Genomic DNA, 16,102 nt, shown 5'->3' with positions numbered 1-16,102 from the left:
AATATTTGTAAGTATTTTAATAAAATTTTAAGTATTAATTTCCAAATCTCGAATGTAATCTCCATACTCGAAATAGAACATTTCAATGGCGTGCATTTTCTCGTTGAAAAAATCAAATATTTCGTCCCAATACTTTTTGTTGCTGACACTCACGGCTGTTTTTTCTACCCAAATACGACTGATTTTTTTGCCGTTTTCCAGCACGAAGTTTTTTTCGAACACCAAGTCTTTTACAAAATCATCTTCCAATATTGTTTTTAGAGATTCCAGTTTTTCGAAATAGACGATTCGTTTATCGTCACTTCGGTGTTCGATGTCAATCAATACCTGCGCTTTTTTGTTGTCCACATAAAATTTAAAGGAGAAGTCCTTGATTTTGGTGTCATACAATACCCATTTTCGAGGGTATTTTTCGGCAAAAGCAACCCAGAATTCGCGTTTTAATCGTTGAGTTTCCTCTTTGCTGTACATTTTCTTGGTTTGAATTTAATTTGGTAAATTTGTGTAAGGTATGGTATATTTACCTAACCTTTTTGGATTACAAAAATAGACTTTGATTATGAATTTTCAAGACTTTTTAGAATATGTTCCAAAATTAATGGATGTGGCTCTTCCTGCCTCTGAAGCGCATTTTAAAATGGCGCCATTGGAACGAATCGAGAGTTTGAAAAACTTGAATCTAGAAACCAAAAATCCAAAGACTGCTGCCGTAATGATGTTGTTTTATCCCAAAAACGGAAAAACACATTTAGTGCTTATAGTTCGCAATTCCTACCAAGGCGTCCATTCTGCCCAAATCGCTTTTCCCGGTGGAAAATACGAGCCAAGAGATCAAATATTTGAGAATACGGCTTTGCGGGAAACATATGAAGAAATTGGAATTCATCCGGATAGCATTGAAATCAAGAAGGCTTTTACTCGTTTGTACATCCAACCCAGTAATTTTATGGTCTATCCTTTTTTGGGAATTTGCAAAGAAGAAATTGTCTTTGTGCCTGACAGCAATGAAGTGGCCGATATTATTGAATTGCCGTTATCTGTTTTTTTGGGTGACGACATCATTGTAAGCGTGACTATTTCAACTTCTTATGCCGATAATATTGAGGTTCCTGCATTCAAAATAGAGGAACACATCGTTTGGGGCGCTACTGCCATGATGTTGAGCGAGTTGAAAGAAGTATTGAAAAAAGTTTTTTAATTTATAAGTTTTCGTAAGTTTGTCGTCCAAATAAACACAAAATAGTATTATTTATGGGATTAATTAAGAGAAATCCATTTGGACACATTCTTTTTGTCAAAAAGTTTTTAATCCGCGTTTTTGCGTGTTTGACGCATAGACGATATAGAGGTTTTAATAGTTTGCAAATAGAAGGTTCTGAAATCATTAAAACTTTGCCAGACACAAACGTACTTTTTATATCGAATCATCAAACTTATTTTGCCGACGTTGTGGCCATGTTTCATGTTTTTAATGCCAGTTTGAGCGGCCGTCAAGATTCCATAAAAAATATTGGATACATTTGGCAACCCAAAATGAACATCTATTATGTTGCTGCCAAAGAAACGATGAAGGCTGGATTGTTGCCCAGAATTATGGCTTATGCAGGAGCCATTACCGTGGAGAGAACTTGGCGTTCTTGTGGCAAAGATGTCACCGAAAAACGAGATGTAAACCCCAATGACACCGAAAATATAAAAATAGCCCTAAAAGATGGTTGGGTAATCACTTTTCCGCAAGGAACAACAAAATCATTCAAACCGGTTCGAAAAGGAACCGCGCACATCATCAAACAATACAAGCCTGTTGTGGTTCCCATCGTGATTGACGGCTTCCGTCGTTCCTTTGACAAAAAGGGATTGCGAATGAAAAAGAAGGACATTTTGCAATCTTTCATCATCAAACCGCCCTTGGAAATTGATTATGAAAATGACACCATCGAAGAAATTGTTGAAAAAGTGGAATTTGCCATAGAGCAACATCCATCATTCCTTAAAGTAATTCCTGCCGAAGAAATTAAAGCCGCGGAGGAACTGAACAAATTAAGAAAATGGGAATACTAATAAAAAAAAGAGGCTTCAAAAGCCTCTTTTTTTATAAATCTATTTTCTTTAGCTCACTGTAATTCGCATACAATCTTCGGAGCAATATTCCGTATAGCAGCCTGTAAAACAGCCAAAATATTCCCAGAAAAGCGGCTATAATCAAAACGAAAATACCTATTGTGATGACCAGAACCTTGGTGTTGTTGCCAATTTTTTCCATTAACACGGCCACTTCTGGATTGTAATTAAAAGCCATAAAAAAACCAATCATTAAACTTAATGCAACCATTCCAAGGTTGTACCAAACATAACATTGCACCGTTTTTCGAGTTTTGAGAATGTCTTTCATCAACTGCTTTGTGGACACAGTGGTCGAAATGGAAACATAATTTTTATAAAATAAATAAATGAAAACTAATATTACCGCATAATTTAAAACGGTCAAGGCTTCAAAATAAACATTTAGCTCTTCGCATTTTGTGTTTTTCAAATAGTCGTCAGTATTAAAAAATACGCTAATCGATGTCCATAACAAAATTTCCAGAACGCTAATAATAAATATCCACTTCACGATCGAAGACGATTTAGTGTGCAACATCTTGTAAATGTCCACTTCCGAAACCTGTTCGAAAGTGTTGTTTTTCTGCCAATCTTTTTTTAATAAATCCAGCTCTTTCATAATCATTAAGGATTTAATATTTTTTTTAATTTCCCTTTAATTCTATTCATTTTTACCCTTGCATTCACTTCGCTAATCCCCAAAGTTTCTGATATTTCCCCATAATCCTTGTCTTCAAGATACATGAAAATCAAGGCTTTTTCAATGTCGTTCAGCTGATAAACCGCCTGGTACATTAGCTTCAATCGTTCTTCTTCCTCATAATTATAATCCTCTTGGCTAATAAAAAACTGCTGTTGTTCATAGTCGACAGTTTTTACCGTTCGCGTATTTTTTCGGTACAAAGTAATCGCCGTGTTCAACGCCACGCGATACGCCCAAGTCGAAAACTTGCTGTCGCCTCTAAACTTCGGAAAAGCCTTCCACAACTGGATCGTGATTTCCTGAAACAAATCCTTGTGCGCATCCTCGCCATTCGTATACAACCTACAAATCTTGTGGATTATATTCTGGTTAGCCTTCAATTGCTGCACAAATGATTGTTCTAAATCGTCGCTCATGGTTGTATTAGTGGGCAAAAAGTATATTTTGTTACAAATAAAGTGTTTTTAATTGGGAGGAGCAATTTTTTGGTTTTCAATAAACTTTTGTCTGGCTGTTCAACACTTTTGTTTTTTTAGAGTTTCTTTCCTTTGTAATAATTCACCATCAAATTCACGAATTTGCTGTAGCCTTCCATTCCGTCCTTTTGTTGGTTCATTTTCAGGAAATTGTCGTAGAAAAGATGGAAACCTTTGTCTATGAAAGTGTCATATTGCCTCCAGAAATCTTCGCTTTCCTGATAATTTTTCAAAATTCCGGGATGAACGGTTTTTACTAATTCGTCAAAGACTTTTTCGTCACGAGCGTGCCAATTGCCCAAACAATAGCGCAGGGCAAAACTGTATCCTGAATATTGAAAGTATAAATTCTCGTTTTTAATCGATGCCAGAAACCCAATGAAATTGCATTCACTTTCGCTGGCAAAACCCATTTGGTGCGCCATTTCGTGGCACGAAGTTGTCGGGGAATTGTACATCGGCATCAAATAATTGACTTGGGCTTCATTGGTAAACGGATTCAAATAGCCACCAAAACCCATATACGTCAGCGGCAAACTAAATAGCGATTTCTTGATGCTGGGATTCGCGTATTCAAAGAAAGGGTATTGGTTGGAGAGTTTTTCATAACCATTCAAATTCATTTCAAAAACTTTTTCGTTCGAGTAGGGGAAAACCACTTTCGCGCTGTCATTTTTGGTGATTTGAGTTTGGATTTCGTTGGTTTTGGCAATCAGTTTTTTGGTGAAAGCCAATAAATCGGCATCAGTGTAATCCCTTTCGATTTTCATTTTTTCGAATAAAGGTTGGCGGTAATAATTCATTGCCCATAAAAAATGAAATAAAAAATATACAATGGAAAGCACGCTTAAAATTTGTAAAACATTGTTTTTCCAGGCTGTTTTCCAGGTTTTTCTGGTTTTCCAAATGGATTTGAGCAGGTATAAAATCACGATTCCATAAATAATATCTCCCATTGAAAACGGAAGTTTGCCCAAAGTGATTCGTGAAATTTTAGAAATGAAAACATACAATCCGTTGCTGTAAAATCGTTCCACAAATTCCGGAAAAAAGGCAATTATTTTCAGCAATAGAATTTGAAAGAGGAGAAATAGGGGAAGGATGTATTTACGTTGCATTGAAAATGAATTTGTGTAAAATTAGCATAAAATAAATGACTTTTAAAATACATTATTCTAACTTTGAACTTTCAAATTTTAAACTATAATTAAAAAATAAACACACAATGAGCCAAGAAATAAGAAATCTGGAACCCAAAGCACTTTGGAACAAATTTGCCGATTTGAACGCCGTTCCGCGTCCGTCCAAAAAAGAAGATCGCGTGATCGAGTTTATGAAAAACTTTGGTAATTCACTAGGATTGGAAACCTTTGAAGACGAAATCCGAAACGTGATAATCCGCAAACCCGCTACCGCAGGAATGGAAAACCGTAAGCCAATTGTCCTTCAAGGCCACTTGGACATGGTGCATCAAAAAAATGCCGATACTGTTTTTGATTTCGATACCCAAGGAATAGAAATGTATGTCGACGGTGACTGGGTTCGTGCTCGCGGAACAACACTTGGTGCCGACAACGGACTTGGAGTTGCCATGATTATGGCCATTTTAGAAAGTAAAACCATCAAGCATCCCGCCATTGAAGCTTTGTTTACCATTGACGAAGAAACCGGAATGACGGGTGCTTTGAACCTAAAAGGAGGGATTCTGAAAGGCGAAATTCTTTTGAATTTGGATACCGAAGAAGATGACGAAATCGACATTGGTTGCGCCGGAGGAATTGATGTTACGGCAACCAGAAGTTATCACGAAGAGGAAACTCCAGAAGATTCTGTAGGTTATACCATCACTGTTAAAGGCTTGAATGGAGGACATTCCGGGATGGACATTCACAAAGGTTTGGGCAATGCCAATAAAATAATGAACCGTTTGTTGTTTGAGGCTTTCGAAAATTTTGGTCTTCAAGTTTCTGAAATCAACGGTGGTAGTTTGCGCAATGCCATTCCGAGAGAAAGTGTGGCCAAAGTGATTGTTGCCGGAATGTATGACGAAGCTTATATCTTTGACATGCAGGAAATCATCAACGACATCAAAACGGAATTCAAGACCACCGAACCGAACTTGACCATCGAAATCGAAAAATGCGATTTGCCTGAAAAAGTAATGGATTTGGGCGTGCAAGAAGGAATTATCCGTTCGATTTATGCCGCACACAACGGTGTTTACAGGATGTCTGCCGATATGGAAGATTTAGTGGAAACTTCCAATAATGTGGCGCGAGTAATCATCAAGGATGGCGAAATTACCATTGGATGTTTGACGCGTTCATCTGTCGAAACTTCCAAATTTGATTTGGCCAACGCTTTGCGTTCCGCTTTTGAATTAAGCGGTTGCGAAGTGAATTTGTCTGGCTCTTATCCAGGTTGGGCACCCAACGTGAAATCCGAAATTTTGGATTTATTGGTTAGAATTTACGAGAAACAAAACAATGAAAAACCAAAAGTGGTGGCTTGTCACGCCGGTTTGGAATGTGGAATTCTGGGAACCAATTATCCGGAGATGGACATGATTTCTTTTGGCCCAACGATTCAAGGAGCACACTCACCGGACGAAAGAGCTTCGATACAATCTTCCCAGAAATTCTGGAAATTTGTATTGGAAATTTTAGAAAATATTCCTGTGAAATAAGTTGCAAATGCCATAAAAAACAAACCCTCGTTTATCATTAAACGAGGGTTTGTTGCTTAAGGGAATTAATCTCTTTTTGGGTTGTTTTTCTTTTCTCTTTTTTCGGCTGCCTTTTCCTTGGCAGTTTTAAGAGGCTCTTTTTTTACGTTTTTTTTTGCGTCTTGACTTTTTGCCATTGTATGTATTTTTAAAGGTTATTTTTTCAAATTTTCAACAAGTAAATATAAAGATTATTTTTCAATTGTTCTAATTACTCTTGGTCTCTTATTGTTTTCTATAAATTTCAATTGAATCTGTTTCAAGTCTTTGCTCTAGCCAAATCATTAGTTTTTCTTTTGATGCTGTAGGTAGCTCTTTATGGCTTTTGTACAGTATGACAGGTATGGTTTTATTGTTTTTAGCTTTGTCTGTCATCGTATATTGTGCTATTGAAATGGCATTGATTTCCGGAAATAAAATCTCGGCTTCTCTTATGGTTTTGGCATTGTTTAATTGGTAATCAGCTATTTTGTTTTGAAAGCTGCGGATTATGATATCTTTGTCGTCTCCGGTTTTTTTGTAATTGTTCAAAGAGTTCAAGATGTCATTTTTCAAATCAATGCTGTCTTGTTTTATGACTAATTCCGTATTGGATAGCTGATAGTTTTTCATTTTTTCATTCAAAACCTTCATTTCCAATGAATCAAATCTTTTGGATAAAAAGGCCAATTCTATTTTCTTGGGAATGCTGTTGTAATTAATTTTCTTGTAAATAAGGACGTAATCTTTTTGCGTGAACTCATTTTTGATGAATTCTTCTGTTCTTTGTTTGTATTCTTTTTCGCCCAATAATTCGTAGGCAAAATAAACACTTGGCACAATCATGATCAAAAGCAGCGCCGTAATTCCTTGTTTTACTTGTTTTTGATGTTTTAAATCAATTTGTTTTTTGATGGGATATTTTAAAAATTTTACAATGATAAAAGTCGCTATGCATATAAAAACGCAGTTGATGGTATACAAGTACATTGCGCCACCAAAAAAAGCAAAATTGGCTGTCGCCAATCCATAACCTGCTGTACATAAAGGCGGCATTAGGGCAGTTGCAATGGCTACTCCAGGAATGGGATTCCCTTTTTCAACTCTGGTAACGGCTATTACGCCTACTAATCCGCCAAAAAAAGCAATCAATATGTCATAAATATTGGGCGAAGTACGTGCCAAAAGTTCGGACTGGACTTCTTTGAAGGGGCTGATGTAAAAATAAAGCGTAGAAACCATCAAACTGACCATGGTTGCTATTGACAAGTTTTTAATAGATTTTTTTAACAATCCAAAATCATACATTCCCAATCCAAATCCAGCACCTACAATTGGGCCCATCAAAGGAGAAATAAGCATCGCTCCTATAATTACGGCTGAGGAATTGACATTCAAGCCTACGGAAGCGATTACAATTGCACAAGCCAAAATCCATAAATTTGATCCTCTAAACGAAATATTGCTAACGATATTTTCCAGCACTTTCTTCTGGTCTTCTTCTCCTTTTTGAAGATCAACGAAGTTTAAAAGTTTGTTGAATAATTTGTTCATTATTTTTAAAATTTGTTTCAATCGTTGATTCTGGACTTGTTTGAGAGGGTGAATTAATCTTTCAAACTGTAAAGTATGCTTTGAAAATCAGCTTTGAATTTGTCTTTATTTTCTTTGCTTGTATACGATAAAACTTTGTAATAGGAAGTTTTTGTTTCTACAATCCCAACTAAATAATAAATTTCAGCTTTAGCCTCTTTGTCATAATATGTTGCATCATATTCAGCAAAATTGATGTCTCCTTTTTTCTGATATTCAGGATATGTAAAAGTTCTTTTCTTTTCGTCTTTTAGAAAGTCTTTGGCAAAATCTTCGCAAAATTCATTGATGGAAGAATAATTTATTTCGGCTAAGGCTAATTCCTCTTTATTGTCTTCGATGATAAAACCATAGACATCTTTTACGGTGCTTTTATATTGAATTATGGAAGAATTATTTACATCTACCGTTCTGCTCATGTAGTCGGGTAAACTTACGGATACAACATGTCCAACTTTATATTCTTTGAGGTTGGTTTGCGCAAAAAAGTTCGATGTTGTTAAAACTAAAATTAGGCTTAGGATTGCAATTATTCTTTTCATTTGATTTTTTATTGGAATTAAAAAGTATGGTAAACCAAATGTAAAAAAAATCCTCAACTATTTTTGATAGTTGAGGATTAAAATAGGTTTTGGTTTTAATTAAGAAACTAAAACCCAAGTTCCGTTGGCTATCAAGCTTTCGGCTTTCTTGTATTTCATTTCCTGTATTTGTCCATTGGCCACGTTTTGGATTGTTACCGTATCGTTGCGATTAATTTTCGGTTGGTCACGAACAATCGTCTCTGTAACCTGACGTTGTTGCGTTTGTCCGGCTTCTTGATTGGCACTTTCGCTTGAAACAATTTCGTCTTTGCTGGTTTTGTAATTTTCTTTAACCTTAACTTGTTTTGCTTCTTGAATTGCAGGAGCCGTTTGTTGTGGCAAATCGCCTTTGAACAAGAACGAAATCACTTCTTTGTTTACGCCATTCAACATCGAACTGAACAAATTGAAAGCTTCAAATTTGTAAATAAGCAAAGGATCTTTTTGTTCGTGTACCGCCAATTGAACTGATTGTTTCAATTCATCCATTTTGCGTAAATGTTTTTTCCAAGCTTCGTCCACGATGGCCAATGTGATGTTTTTCTCGAAATCGGCAATCAATTGATTTCCTTTGGTCTCATATGCTTTTTTCAAATCGGTAACCACGTTCAAGGATTTGATTCCATCCGTAAAAGGAACGATGATGCGCTCGAATTGGTTGTTTTTGTCCTCATACACATTGCTGATGATTGGAAATGCTTCCCTGGCGCTGCGTTCTGTTTTTTCGGTATAAAACGCCAAAGCTGCTTTGTATACTTTTCCGGTCAATTCGATATCCGTCAATCTGCTGAATTCACTTTCGGTAACCGGAGAAGTGATGGAGAAATAACGAATCAATTCGAATTCGAAGTTTTTGAAATCGTTGGTTGCTTTATTGTCGCTCACGATTAAATCGCAAGTATCGTACATCATGTTGGCAATATCCAGTTTCAAACGTTCCCCGAACAAGGCGTGACGACGGCGTTTGTATACCACCTCACGTTGGGCATTCATCACGTCATCGTATTCCAATAAACGTTTACGAACACCAAAGTTGTTTTCTTCCACTTTCTTCTGGGCACGTTCGATAGATTTGGTCATCATCGAATGTTGGATAACTTCACCTTCTTCCAATCCCATTCTGTCCATTACTTTGGCCACTCTTTCAGAACCAAACAAACGCATCAAGTTGTCTTCAAGGGAAACATAAAACTGGGAACTTCCAGGATCTCCTTGACGACCGGCACGACCTCGTAACTGACGGTCCACACGACGCGAATCGTGACGTTCTGTACCCACGATTGCCAAACCTCCCGCAGCTTTCACCTCGGCAGACAATTTAATGTCCGTTCCACGACCCGCCATATTGGTGGCAATGGTCACAACTCCAGGTTTTCCTGCTTCTTCCACGATTTGTGCCTCTTGTTTGTGCATTTTTGCATTCAAGACGTTGTGGACAACACCACGCATTTTCAACATTCGGCTCAATAATTCCGAAATTTCCACGGAGGTAGTACCAATTAAAACAGGTCTTCCTGCTTTCGATAATTCAGTTACGTCCTCAATTACGGCGTTGAATTTTTCACGAGTCGTTTTATAGATAAAATCTTCTTTGTCTTTTCGTATCATTGGTTTGTTTGTAGGAATTTCTACAACATCCAATTTATATATTTGCCATAATTCGCCAGCTTCCGTAACGGCGGTTCCAGTCATACCGCCTAGTTTGCTGTACATTCTGAAATAATTTTGAAGCGTTACCGTTGCAAATGTTTGGGTGGCGTCTTCAATTTTTACGTTTTCTTTGGCTTCAATCGCTTGGTGCAAACCGTCTGAATAACGACGACCGTCCATGATACGACCGGTTTGTTCGTCTACAATCATGATTTTGTTGTCCATGATTACGTATTCCACGTCTTTTTCGAAAAGAGTGTAAGCTTTCAAAAGTTGTGTCAAGGTGTGGATACGCTCGCTTTTTACGCCAAAATCCTGGAATAATTTTTCTTTTTCTTCGGCTTCTTTGTCTTTTTCCAAGTTCTTCTTTTCGATGGCGGCAATTTCGGTTCCAATGTCTGGAAGCACAAAAAAGTCGCTGTCCGTATCTCCCGAAAGATGTTTGATACCGTGATCGGTCAATTCTACTTGGTTGTTTTTTTCTTCGATTACAAAATACAAGGCTTCATCCACTTTCGGCATTTCCTTGTTGTTGTTCTCCATGTATTGGTTTTCGGTTTTTTGAAGCAATTGTTTGATTCCTTCTTCACTCAAAAACTTGATCAAGGCTTTGTTCTTTGGCAAAGCTCTATAGGCTCTCAATAATATGAAACCACCGTCTTTGGTGTTGCCTTCTTTGATTAATCTTTTGGCTTCTGCCAAGAATCCATTGGCCAATTGTCTTTGCAAGGCCACCAAATTTTCGATTTTTGGTTTCAACTCGGTAAATTCGTGGCGATCACCTTGTGGCACGGGACCAGAAATAATCAATGGCGTACGCGCATCATCAATCAAAACTGAATCGACCTCATCGACAATGGCGTAATTGTGTTTTCGTTGCACTAAGTCATCAGGCGAATGCGCCATGTTGTCTCTCAAATAATCAAAACCAAATTCGTTGTTGGTTCCGTAAGTAATGTCGGCATCGTACGCTTTCTTTCTGCCTTCGGAATTGGGTTGGTGATTGTCGATACAATCCACGGTTAAACCGTGAAATTCGAATAATGGAGCTTTCCAGGTGCTGTCACGTTTGGCCAAGTAATCATTTACGGTTACCAAATGCACGCCGTTTCCGGTCAAGGCATTCAAATAAAGCGGTAAAGTTGCCACCAATGTTTTTCCTTCACCTGTTTGCATTTCGGCAATTTTACCTTCGTGCAACACCATTCCACCTATCAATTGGACATCATAATGAATCATGTCCCAAGTGATTTGTTTTCCGGCGGCGTTCCATGAATTGGACCAAATGGCGTTGTCGCCATCCAATGTGATGTAAGTTTTTGTGGCCGAGAGTTCTCGGTCTTTTGCCGTTGCGGTTACTTGAATTTGGGTGTTTTCCTTGAATCGTCTGGCGGTTTCTTTGACAACGGCAAAGGCTTCCGGCAGAATCTCCATCAAGGTTTTTTCCGAAATTTCGTAAGCTTCTTTTTCCAAGGCATCAATGGCCAAGTAAATGTCTTCGCGTTTGTCAATATCTTCAACGCTTTCTGCTTCTTGTTGAAGCGAAGCAATTTTCGCATCTTTCTCGGAGCGATTTTGTTTTATTTTTTCTTTAAAAAAGAGGGTTCTGGCTCGCAATTCATCGTGCGACATCGCCATCAAACCACTTTCGAAAGTCTTGATTTTGGTTAAATAAGGTTGTAAAGCCTTGACATCCTTTTCAGATTTATCACCTACAAAGGCTTTGATAATGCTATTTATGAAACTCATGATATGTTTGTATTTCTATTTATAAAAGTGCGTAAATTTAAACAAAAAAAAAGCCTCTTTTGAGACTTTTTTCTTCAGATATTTTTTAATATTCATCCTCGTTCCAAAGGTAATCTTCGTCAGTAGGATAATCCGGCCAAATTTCTTCCATTGATTCGTATATCTCTCCTTCATCCTCTATTGACTGTAAGTTTTCCACTACTTCTAATGGTGCTCCAGCTCTAATAGCGTAATCGATAAGTTCATCTTTGTTAGCAGGCCACGGTGCATCGCTTAGGTAGGATGCTAATTCTAATGTCCAATACATCTTTTGTCTGTTTAGTTTTGTGCAAAAATAAATTTTTTACTGAAAAAGACAAGTAAAAATTCATTTATTTTTAATTAAAGTTAAGAACGTGTTTTAATTTTAGATTGTAGATTTTAGATTTTTGCAATCCTGTGAATCTAAAATCTGCAATCTAAACTCTAAAATTTTATTTCCTTGGAATCCATTTTACTTCCTCGGCGTTCAAATCATTTGACAACTTTCGTGCCAATACAAAAAGATAGTCAGAAAGTCGGTTTAGGTACATAATTACGATTTCGGCAACGGGTTCGTTATGGTCTAAATGTACCGCCAAGCGTTCGACTCGACGACAAACACAGCGGGCAATATGACAATATGACACGGTAGTGTGGCCGCCCGGCAAAACAAAATGGGTCATTGGCGGAAGCGCTTCTTCCATGGCATCAATTTCAGTTTCCAGCAATTCAATGTCACTTTCTACTATTCCCAATTTTTGTAGCCGCAATTCGCCGTTTTTCTTCACTTCTTTTTCGGGTGGAGTGGCTAGAATGGCGCCAACGGTAAACAATCGATCCTGAATTTCGATAAGTATGTTTTTGTAATGCGGATTTATTTCTTGGTCGCGAATTAGTCCGATATGGGAATTCAATTCGTCAACGGTGCCGTAGCTTTCTATGCGAATGTGGTCTTTGGGAACCCGTGTTCCGCCAAAAAGTGCCGTGGTTCCTTTATCGCCTGTTTTGGTGTAGATTTTCATTTTAAAGATTTTAGATTTTAGATTTTAGATTTCAGATTTTAGATTAATCAGAACTCTAAAATCTTCAATCTACAATTACTTCGAAGTGTCGCTTTCAATCATTCCGTCGCGCAAACGAATGATTCTCTTTGCGTGGGCGGCAATGTCTTCTTCGTGGGTTACCACAATTATGGTGTTGCCTTTACTGTGGATTTCCTCTAACAGCGTCATGATTTCCTCGGATGTTTTGCTGTCTAAATTTCCGGTGGGTTCATCGGCAAGGATTATGGATGGTTTGTTGACCAATGCCCTGGCTATGGCAACACGTTGGCGCTGACCTCCCGAAAGTTGGTTGGGTTGGTGGTCCATTCTGTCGGACAAGTTGACTTGTTGCAAAACTTCAGTCGCCCGTTCTCTTCTTTGGGATTTTGAATATCCGGCATAAATCATGGGCAAAGCCACATTGTCGAGAGCTGTTGTTCTTGGCAAAAGGTTGAAAGTTTGAAAAACAAATCCTATTTCTTTGTTTCGAATTTCGGCCAATTCATCATCATGCATCTGGCTTACGTCTTTTCCGTTCAAAATGTATGAACCTGAAGTTGGCGTGTCCAAACATCCCAAAAGGTTCATCAACGTAGATTTTCCAGAACCCGAAGGTCCCATCAGTGCTACATATTCGCCTTTGTTAATTTGTAAATCAATACCTTTTAGAACATACACTATTTCATTTCCCAAGACAAAATCTCTTTTGATGTTGGTTATTTTAATTAATGGTTTTGACATTTTATATATAATTTAGCACTTTGATAGGCTTGGCCTGACATTAAAGTTTTGGTTTAAAAGTACAAAAGACTTTTGGATTATTAATATGTACCATTTTTTTAAATTTGTTACATTTTTTAGTTTTATTACTACTTCATTTCTGTCATTTTAAAACCTTTGTCATTAAATTAGACCCGAATCACAAAATGTTCCTTCGGTTGTTCTCTTCTAAAGAAAATCAATCCCCATTGAAAAGTATCGATGGTTGCAGACACTTTTGGATGGTTTTTCATAATTTTCCAAGCTTCTTCCATATCTTTTGACCAATGAATATCGTCGAAAATCCAAAGTGTTTCATTCGTAATGGTTGGCAGTAAAAGTTCAAAATAATCCAAAGTGGCTTTTTTGGAATGGTTGCCGTCAAAATAAATGAGTTGGAAGTTTTCAGTTTTCAGTTGGCTGTTGCCCAAATAACTTTTAAATTCGGTTGCAATTAATTCTACATTCTTGTAATTGAATTTTTGTGATTGTAATTGAGCTTGTTTTGCCGTTTCAGGACAACCTTCTAATGTTGTGATTTTTGCTTTTGGATGGCCCAATGCTAAGGCAGAAGTGGCCAATCCCAACGAAGTGCCTATTTCTAAAATGCTTTCTGGTTGAAAATAATTCGTAATTCGGAACAATAATTCGGCACGTTTTTTAGTGATTCCAGCCGTTTTGGCAATTTTGTCAATTCGTCTTGTATTCGATTTGAAAACCTTTGAACCAGCTCCAAAATCGGTTACTTCAATCGTGTTTTTATTTTCCAGCAGCGAATTTCTGTATTCTTTTAAAAAGGAATATTCCGGTTTGGGTTTCTTGTCATAAAAACATTTCGTAAGCAAATGAAACACAAATGGCGAATGCACTGCGTGTTCGTTTTTGGATTTCCATAGGAATTTTAGATAGGCTTTTATTTGGAATAACATAAAAAGTTGCAAATAGGAATGCGAAGATACAAAGATTAAAGATTAAAGATTAAAGTGAGTAGAGTATGACTATCTTTGTCCCTTGATTTTTACAACCTAATGACATCAGCAATACACAATAAGAAAGCCATAACTTCGGAAGAAATTGACCGATGCATCGCTATTTTGGCACAATTAAACGCAGACACAGACCAAATATTTGATATTCCGAAAGAACAACGAACCGAGTTGCTCAAAGCCGCGGGACAATTTTCGCGTCCGGATCGAGATGAACTTTCTCGTAGAAAAAAAGACGGAAAAGCAGTAGCCAAACGCAAACAGGAAAAGAAAGACAGAACTGCCCGCAAAGAAACCGGAATCCGATATGCCCGAGAAGCAAGTGTGTTTGTTGCTCCAAAATTGTTGGCTTCCCACGATTTGGAATCCAAAGAACAACTCGAACTGGAGAAACCCAGGAATTGCTACGTTTGTAAAACTGAGTTTACTAAAATGCACCATTTTTACGATACAATGTGTACTGATTGTGGTGATTTTAATTATGCCAAACGTTTTCAAACAGCCGATGTAAAAGGACAAATTGCCGTGATTACGGGTTCTCGATTAAAAATAGGTTACCATATTGCTTTGATGCTTTTGCGCGGAGGAGCAACGGTTATTGCCACGACACGTTTTCCGGCAGATTCGGCATTGCGGTTTTCAAAGGAAGATGATTTTATGGAATGGAAACATCGATTAAAAATTCACGGACTGGATTTGCGACACATTCCGAGTGTGGAAATTTTCTGTAATTTTATCGAGCAAAAATACCAGCGTTTGGATATTTTAATCAATAATGCAGCGCAAACCGTGCGACGACCAGCCGGGTTTTATTCGCATTTGATGGAAAATGAAGAATTGCCAATGGCCTCTTTGCCAAAAGAAGCGCAGGAATTATTGTTGGATCACACTAATTGTTTGGATGAATTGAAAGTGCTGACAACAGGATTTTCGTCGAATGAAAACATGCCGGTAACATGGCACGGTCCTGAACCCGGAATTGGATTGCGCGCTTCCGCCAAATTATCACAAATTCCATATTCTTTTGATAATGCACTCGTGGCCAAAGAAGTTTTTCCGGAGGGAGAACTCGACGCCGATTTGCAGCAAGTCGATTTGCGAAAAACCAACAGTTGGCGATTGCGATTGGGTCAAATAGAAACCACAGAAATGATCGAAGTGCAATTGGTCAATTCGGTGGCTCCTTTTGTGTTGTGCAACCGCCTTTCAGAAGTGATGAAGAAAGACAATACAGGCAAGAAACACATCATCAATGTTTCGGCGATGGAAGGGAAATTTCACCGTTTTTTTAAAGAAGACCGTCATCCGCACACCAATATGGCGAAAGCCGCGCTGAATATGCTGACACATACTGCTTCGGGAACTTTGGCGAAAGCCGGAATTTTCATGAATGCCGTTGATACGGGTTGGGTAACAGATGAAGATCCGGCAGAATTAGCGAAAAGAAAACAGGAAGAAGAAGATTTTCAGCCGCCATTGGATATTGTTGATGGTGCCGCCCGGGTATTGGATCCATTGTTTGACGGAATCAACACAGGGAAACATTGGTGCGGAAAATTCTTGAAAGATTACAATCCAATTCCTTGGTAAAACCTAAAAAATTATTAAATAAAAAAAACCACGACAGGATAATATTTTGTTGTGGTTTTTTTGTTTGTACTTGGTATTTTGTAGGTAGAAAAAAGCAGCAAGCTGACAATGTTTTTATATGATAAATGCATATAAATTTAC

Annotated in this window: 15 protein-coding genes; 4 read left to right on the top strand and 11 right to left on the bottom strand. The window is 37.7% G+C overall.

Annotated elements, in window-relative coordinates; translation table 11 throughout:
* Positions 1 to 27: 27 nt before the first annotated feature.
* The gene (locus C0430_RS06510; RefSeq protein WP_290866919.1) at positions 28 to 471 is read right to left on the bottom strand and encodes a DUF4268 domain-containing protein; all 444 of its coding nucleotides are present in this window, start codon (positions 469 to 471) and stop codon (positions 28 to 30) included.
* A gap of 88 nt (positions 472 to 559) precedes the next feature.
* Between C0430_RS06510 and C0430_RS06505 the strand changes: the two genes are divergently transcribed.
* Both C0430_RS06505 and C0430_RS06500 read left to right on the top strand, forming a co-directional pair.
* Entirely contained in the window at positions 560 to 1,198 is a 639-nt protein-coding gene (locus tag C0430_RS06505; RefSeq protein ID WP_290866916.1) for a CoA pyrophosphatase, read from the top strand.
* A gap of 53 nt (positions 1,199 to 1,251) precedes the next feature.
* Positions 1,252 to 2,061: a lysophospholipid acyltransferase family protein gene (locus C0430_RS06500; RefSeq protein ID WP_290866913.1), complete on the top strand. Its 810-nt coding sequence runs from the start codon at positions 1,252 to 1,254 to the stop codon at positions 2,059 to 2,061.
* 31 nt (positions 2,062 to 2,092) lie between these two features.
* Here C0430_RS06500 and C0430_RS06495 read toward each other — a convergent pair whose 3' ends face one another.
* From C0430_RS06495 to C0430_RS06485, 3 genes are all read right to left on the bottom strand, one after another.
* Entirely contained in the window at positions 2,093 to 2,722 is a 630-nt protein-coding gene (locus C0430_RS06495) for a hypothetical protein (RefSeq protein WP_290866911.1), read from the bottom strand.
* A 5-nt stretch (positions 2,723 to 2,727) separates the two neighbouring features.
* A complete protein-coding gene (locus C0430_RS06490) occupies positions 2,728 to 3,222 on the bottom strand; it encodes a sigma-70 family RNA polymerase sigma factor (protein ID WP_290866908.1) in 495 nt (164 codons plus the stop codon).
* 116 nt (positions 3,223 to 3,338) lie between these two features.
* A complete protein-coding gene (locus tag C0430_RS06485; RefSeq protein WP_290866905.1) occupies positions 3,339 to 4,400 on the bottom strand; it encodes a DUF3810 domain-containing protein in 1,062 nt (353 codons plus the stop codon).
* A gap of 107 nt (positions 4,401 to 4,507) precedes the next feature.
* Here C0430_RS06485 and C0430_RS06480 point away from each other — a divergent pair, with 107 nt between their 5' ends.
* Positions 4,508 to 5,968 carry an aminoacyl-histidine dipeptidase gene (locus C0430_RS06480; protein WP_290866904.1) on the top strand — a complete coding sequence of 487 codons (1,461 nt, stop codon included), beginning with the start codon at positions 4,508 to 4,510 and terminating at the stop codon, positions 5,966 to 5,968.
* A 264-nt stretch (positions 5,969 to 6,232) separates the two neighbouring features.
* On the opposite strand, the gene C0430_RS06475 is transcribed toward C0430_RS06480, so the two are convergent.
* The 7 genes from C0430_RS06475 to C0430_RS06445 form a co-directional block, all read right to left on the bottom strand.
* A complete protein-coding gene (locus tag C0430_RS06475) occupies positions 6,233 to 7,540 on the bottom strand; it encodes a DUF389 domain-containing protein (RefSeq protein WP_290866901.1) in 1,308 nt (435 codons plus the stop codon).
* 53 nt (positions 7,541 to 7,593) lie between these two features.
* A complete protein-coding gene (locus tag C0430_RS06470) occupies positions 7,594 to 8,121 on the bottom strand; it encodes a hypothetical protein (RefSeq protein ID WP_290866898.1) in 528 nt (175 codons plus the stop codon).
* Positions 8,122 to 8,220: 99 nt separating this feature from the next.
* A complete protein-coding gene (gene secA / locus C0430_RS06465) occupies positions 8,221 to 11,562 on the bottom strand; it encodes a preprotein translocase subunit SecA (RefSeq protein WP_290866895.1) in 3,342 nt (1,113 codons plus the stop codon).
* Positions 11,563 to 11,647: 85 nt separating this feature from the next.
* On the bottom strand, positions 11,648 to 11,869 hold the full coding sequence (locus C0430_RS06460; protein ID WP_007138072.1) for a DUF2795 domain-containing protein: 222 nt from the start codon (positions 11,867 to 11,869) through the stop codon (positions 11,648 to 11,650).
* Between the two features lie 166 nt (positions 11,870 to 12,035).
* The gene (locus C0430_RS06455; protein ID WP_290866893.1) at positions 12,036 to 12,605 is read right to left on the bottom strand and encodes a cob(I)yrinic acid a,c-diamide adenosyltransferase; all 570 of its coding nucleotides are present in this window, start codon (positions 12,603 to 12,605) and stop codon (positions 12,036 to 12,038) included.
* A gap of 75 nt (positions 12,606 to 12,680) precedes the next feature.
* Positions 12,681 to 13,367, bottom strand: coding sequence for an ABC transporter ATP-binding protein (locus C0430_RS06450; protein WP_290866890.1), 687 nt, complete (start codon positions 13,365 to 13,367; stop codon positions 12,681 to 12,683).
* A gap of 167 nt (positions 13,368 to 13,534) precedes the next feature.
* Positions 13,535 to 14,314: a class I SAM-dependent methyltransferase gene (locus C0430_RS06445; protein WP_290866887.1), complete on the bottom strand. Its 780-nt coding sequence runs from the start codon at positions 14,312 to 14,314 to the stop codon at positions 13,535 to 13,537.
* Positions 14,315 to 14,413: 99 nt separating this feature from the next.
* Between C0430_RS06445 and C0430_RS06440 the strand changes: the two genes are divergently transcribed.
* Positions 14,414 to 15,961, top strand: coding sequence for an SDR family oxidoreductase (locus tag C0430_RS06440; RefSeq protein ID WP_290866882.1), 1,548 nt, complete (start codon positions 14,414 to 14,416; stop codon positions 15,959 to 15,961).
* Positions 15,962 to 16,102: the final 141 nt, after the last annotated feature.

This window comes from Flavobacterium sp. (assembly GCF_013823965.1).
Classification (GTDB): Bacteria; Bacteroidota; Bacteroidia; order Flavobacteriales; family Flavobacteriaceae; genus Flavobacterium.
This window is presented reverse-complemented; position numbering and strand designations above follow the sequence as displayed.

What these genes read in the sequence shown, in the direction of transcription:
- C0430_RS06510 (WP_290866919.1), bottom strand. Translation starts at nt 471, where the DNA reads ATGTACAGCAAAGAGGAAACTCAACGATTAAAACGCGAATTCTGGGTT.
- C0430_RS06505 (WP_290866916.1), top strand. Translation starts at nt 560, where the DNA reads ATGAATTTTCAAGACTTTTTAGAATATGTTCCAAAATTAATGGATGTG.
- C0430_RS06500 (WP_290866913.1), top strand. Translation starts at nt 1,252, where the DNA reads ATGGGATTAATTAAGAGAAATCCATTTGGACACATTCTTTTTGTCAAA.
- C0430_RS06495 (WP_290866911.1), bottom strand. Translation starts at nt 2,722, where the DNA reads ATGAAAGAGCTGGATTTATTAAAAAAAGATTGGCAGAAAAACAACACT.
- C0430_RS06490 (WP_290866908.1), bottom strand. Translation starts at nt 3,222, where the DNA reads ATGAGCGACGATTTAGAACAATCATTTGTGCAGCAATTGAAGGCTAAC.
- C0430_RS06485 (WP_290866905.1), bottom strand. Translation starts at nt 4,400, where the DNA reads ATGCAACGTAAATACATCCTTCCCCTATTTCTCCTCTTTCAAATTCTA.
- C0430_RS06480 (WP_290866904.1), top strand. Translation starts at nt 4,508, where the DNA reads ATGAGCCAAGAAATAAGAAATCTGGAACCCAAAGCACTTTGGAACAAA.
- C0430_RS06475 (WP_290866901.1), bottom strand. Translation starts at nt 7,540, where the DNA reads ATGAACAAATTATTCAACAAACTTTTAAACTTCGTTGATCTTCAAAAA.
- C0430_RS06470 (WP_290866898.1), bottom strand. Translation starts at nt 8,121, where the DNA reads ATGAAAAGAATAATTGCAATCCTAAGCCTAATTTTAGTTTTAACAACA.
- secA (WP_290866895.1), bottom strand. Translation starts at nt 11,562, where the DNA reads ATGAGTTTCATAAATAGCATTATCAAAGCCTTTGTAGGTGATAAATCT.
- C0430_RS06460 (WP_007138072.1), bottom strand. Translation starts at nt 11,869, where the DNA reads ATGTATTGGACATTAGAATTAGCATCCTACCTAAGCGATGCACCGTGG.
- C0430_RS06455 (WP_290866893.1), bottom strand. Translation starts at nt 12,605, where the DNA reads ATGAAAATCTACACCAAAACAGGCGATAAAGGAACCACGGCACTTTTT.
- C0430_RS06450 (WP_290866890.1), bottom strand. Translation starts at nt 13,367, where the DNA reads ATGTCAAAACCATTAATTAAAATAACCAACATCAAAAGAGATTTTGTC.
- C0430_RS06445 (WP_290866887.1), bottom strand. Translation starts at nt 14,314, where the DNA reads ATGTTATTCCAAATAAAAGCCTATCTAAAATTCCTATGGAAATCCAAA.
- C0430_RS06440 (WP_290866882.1), top strand. Translation starts at nt 14,414, where the DNA reads ATGACATCAGCAATACACAATAAGAAAGCCATAACTTCGGAAGAAATT.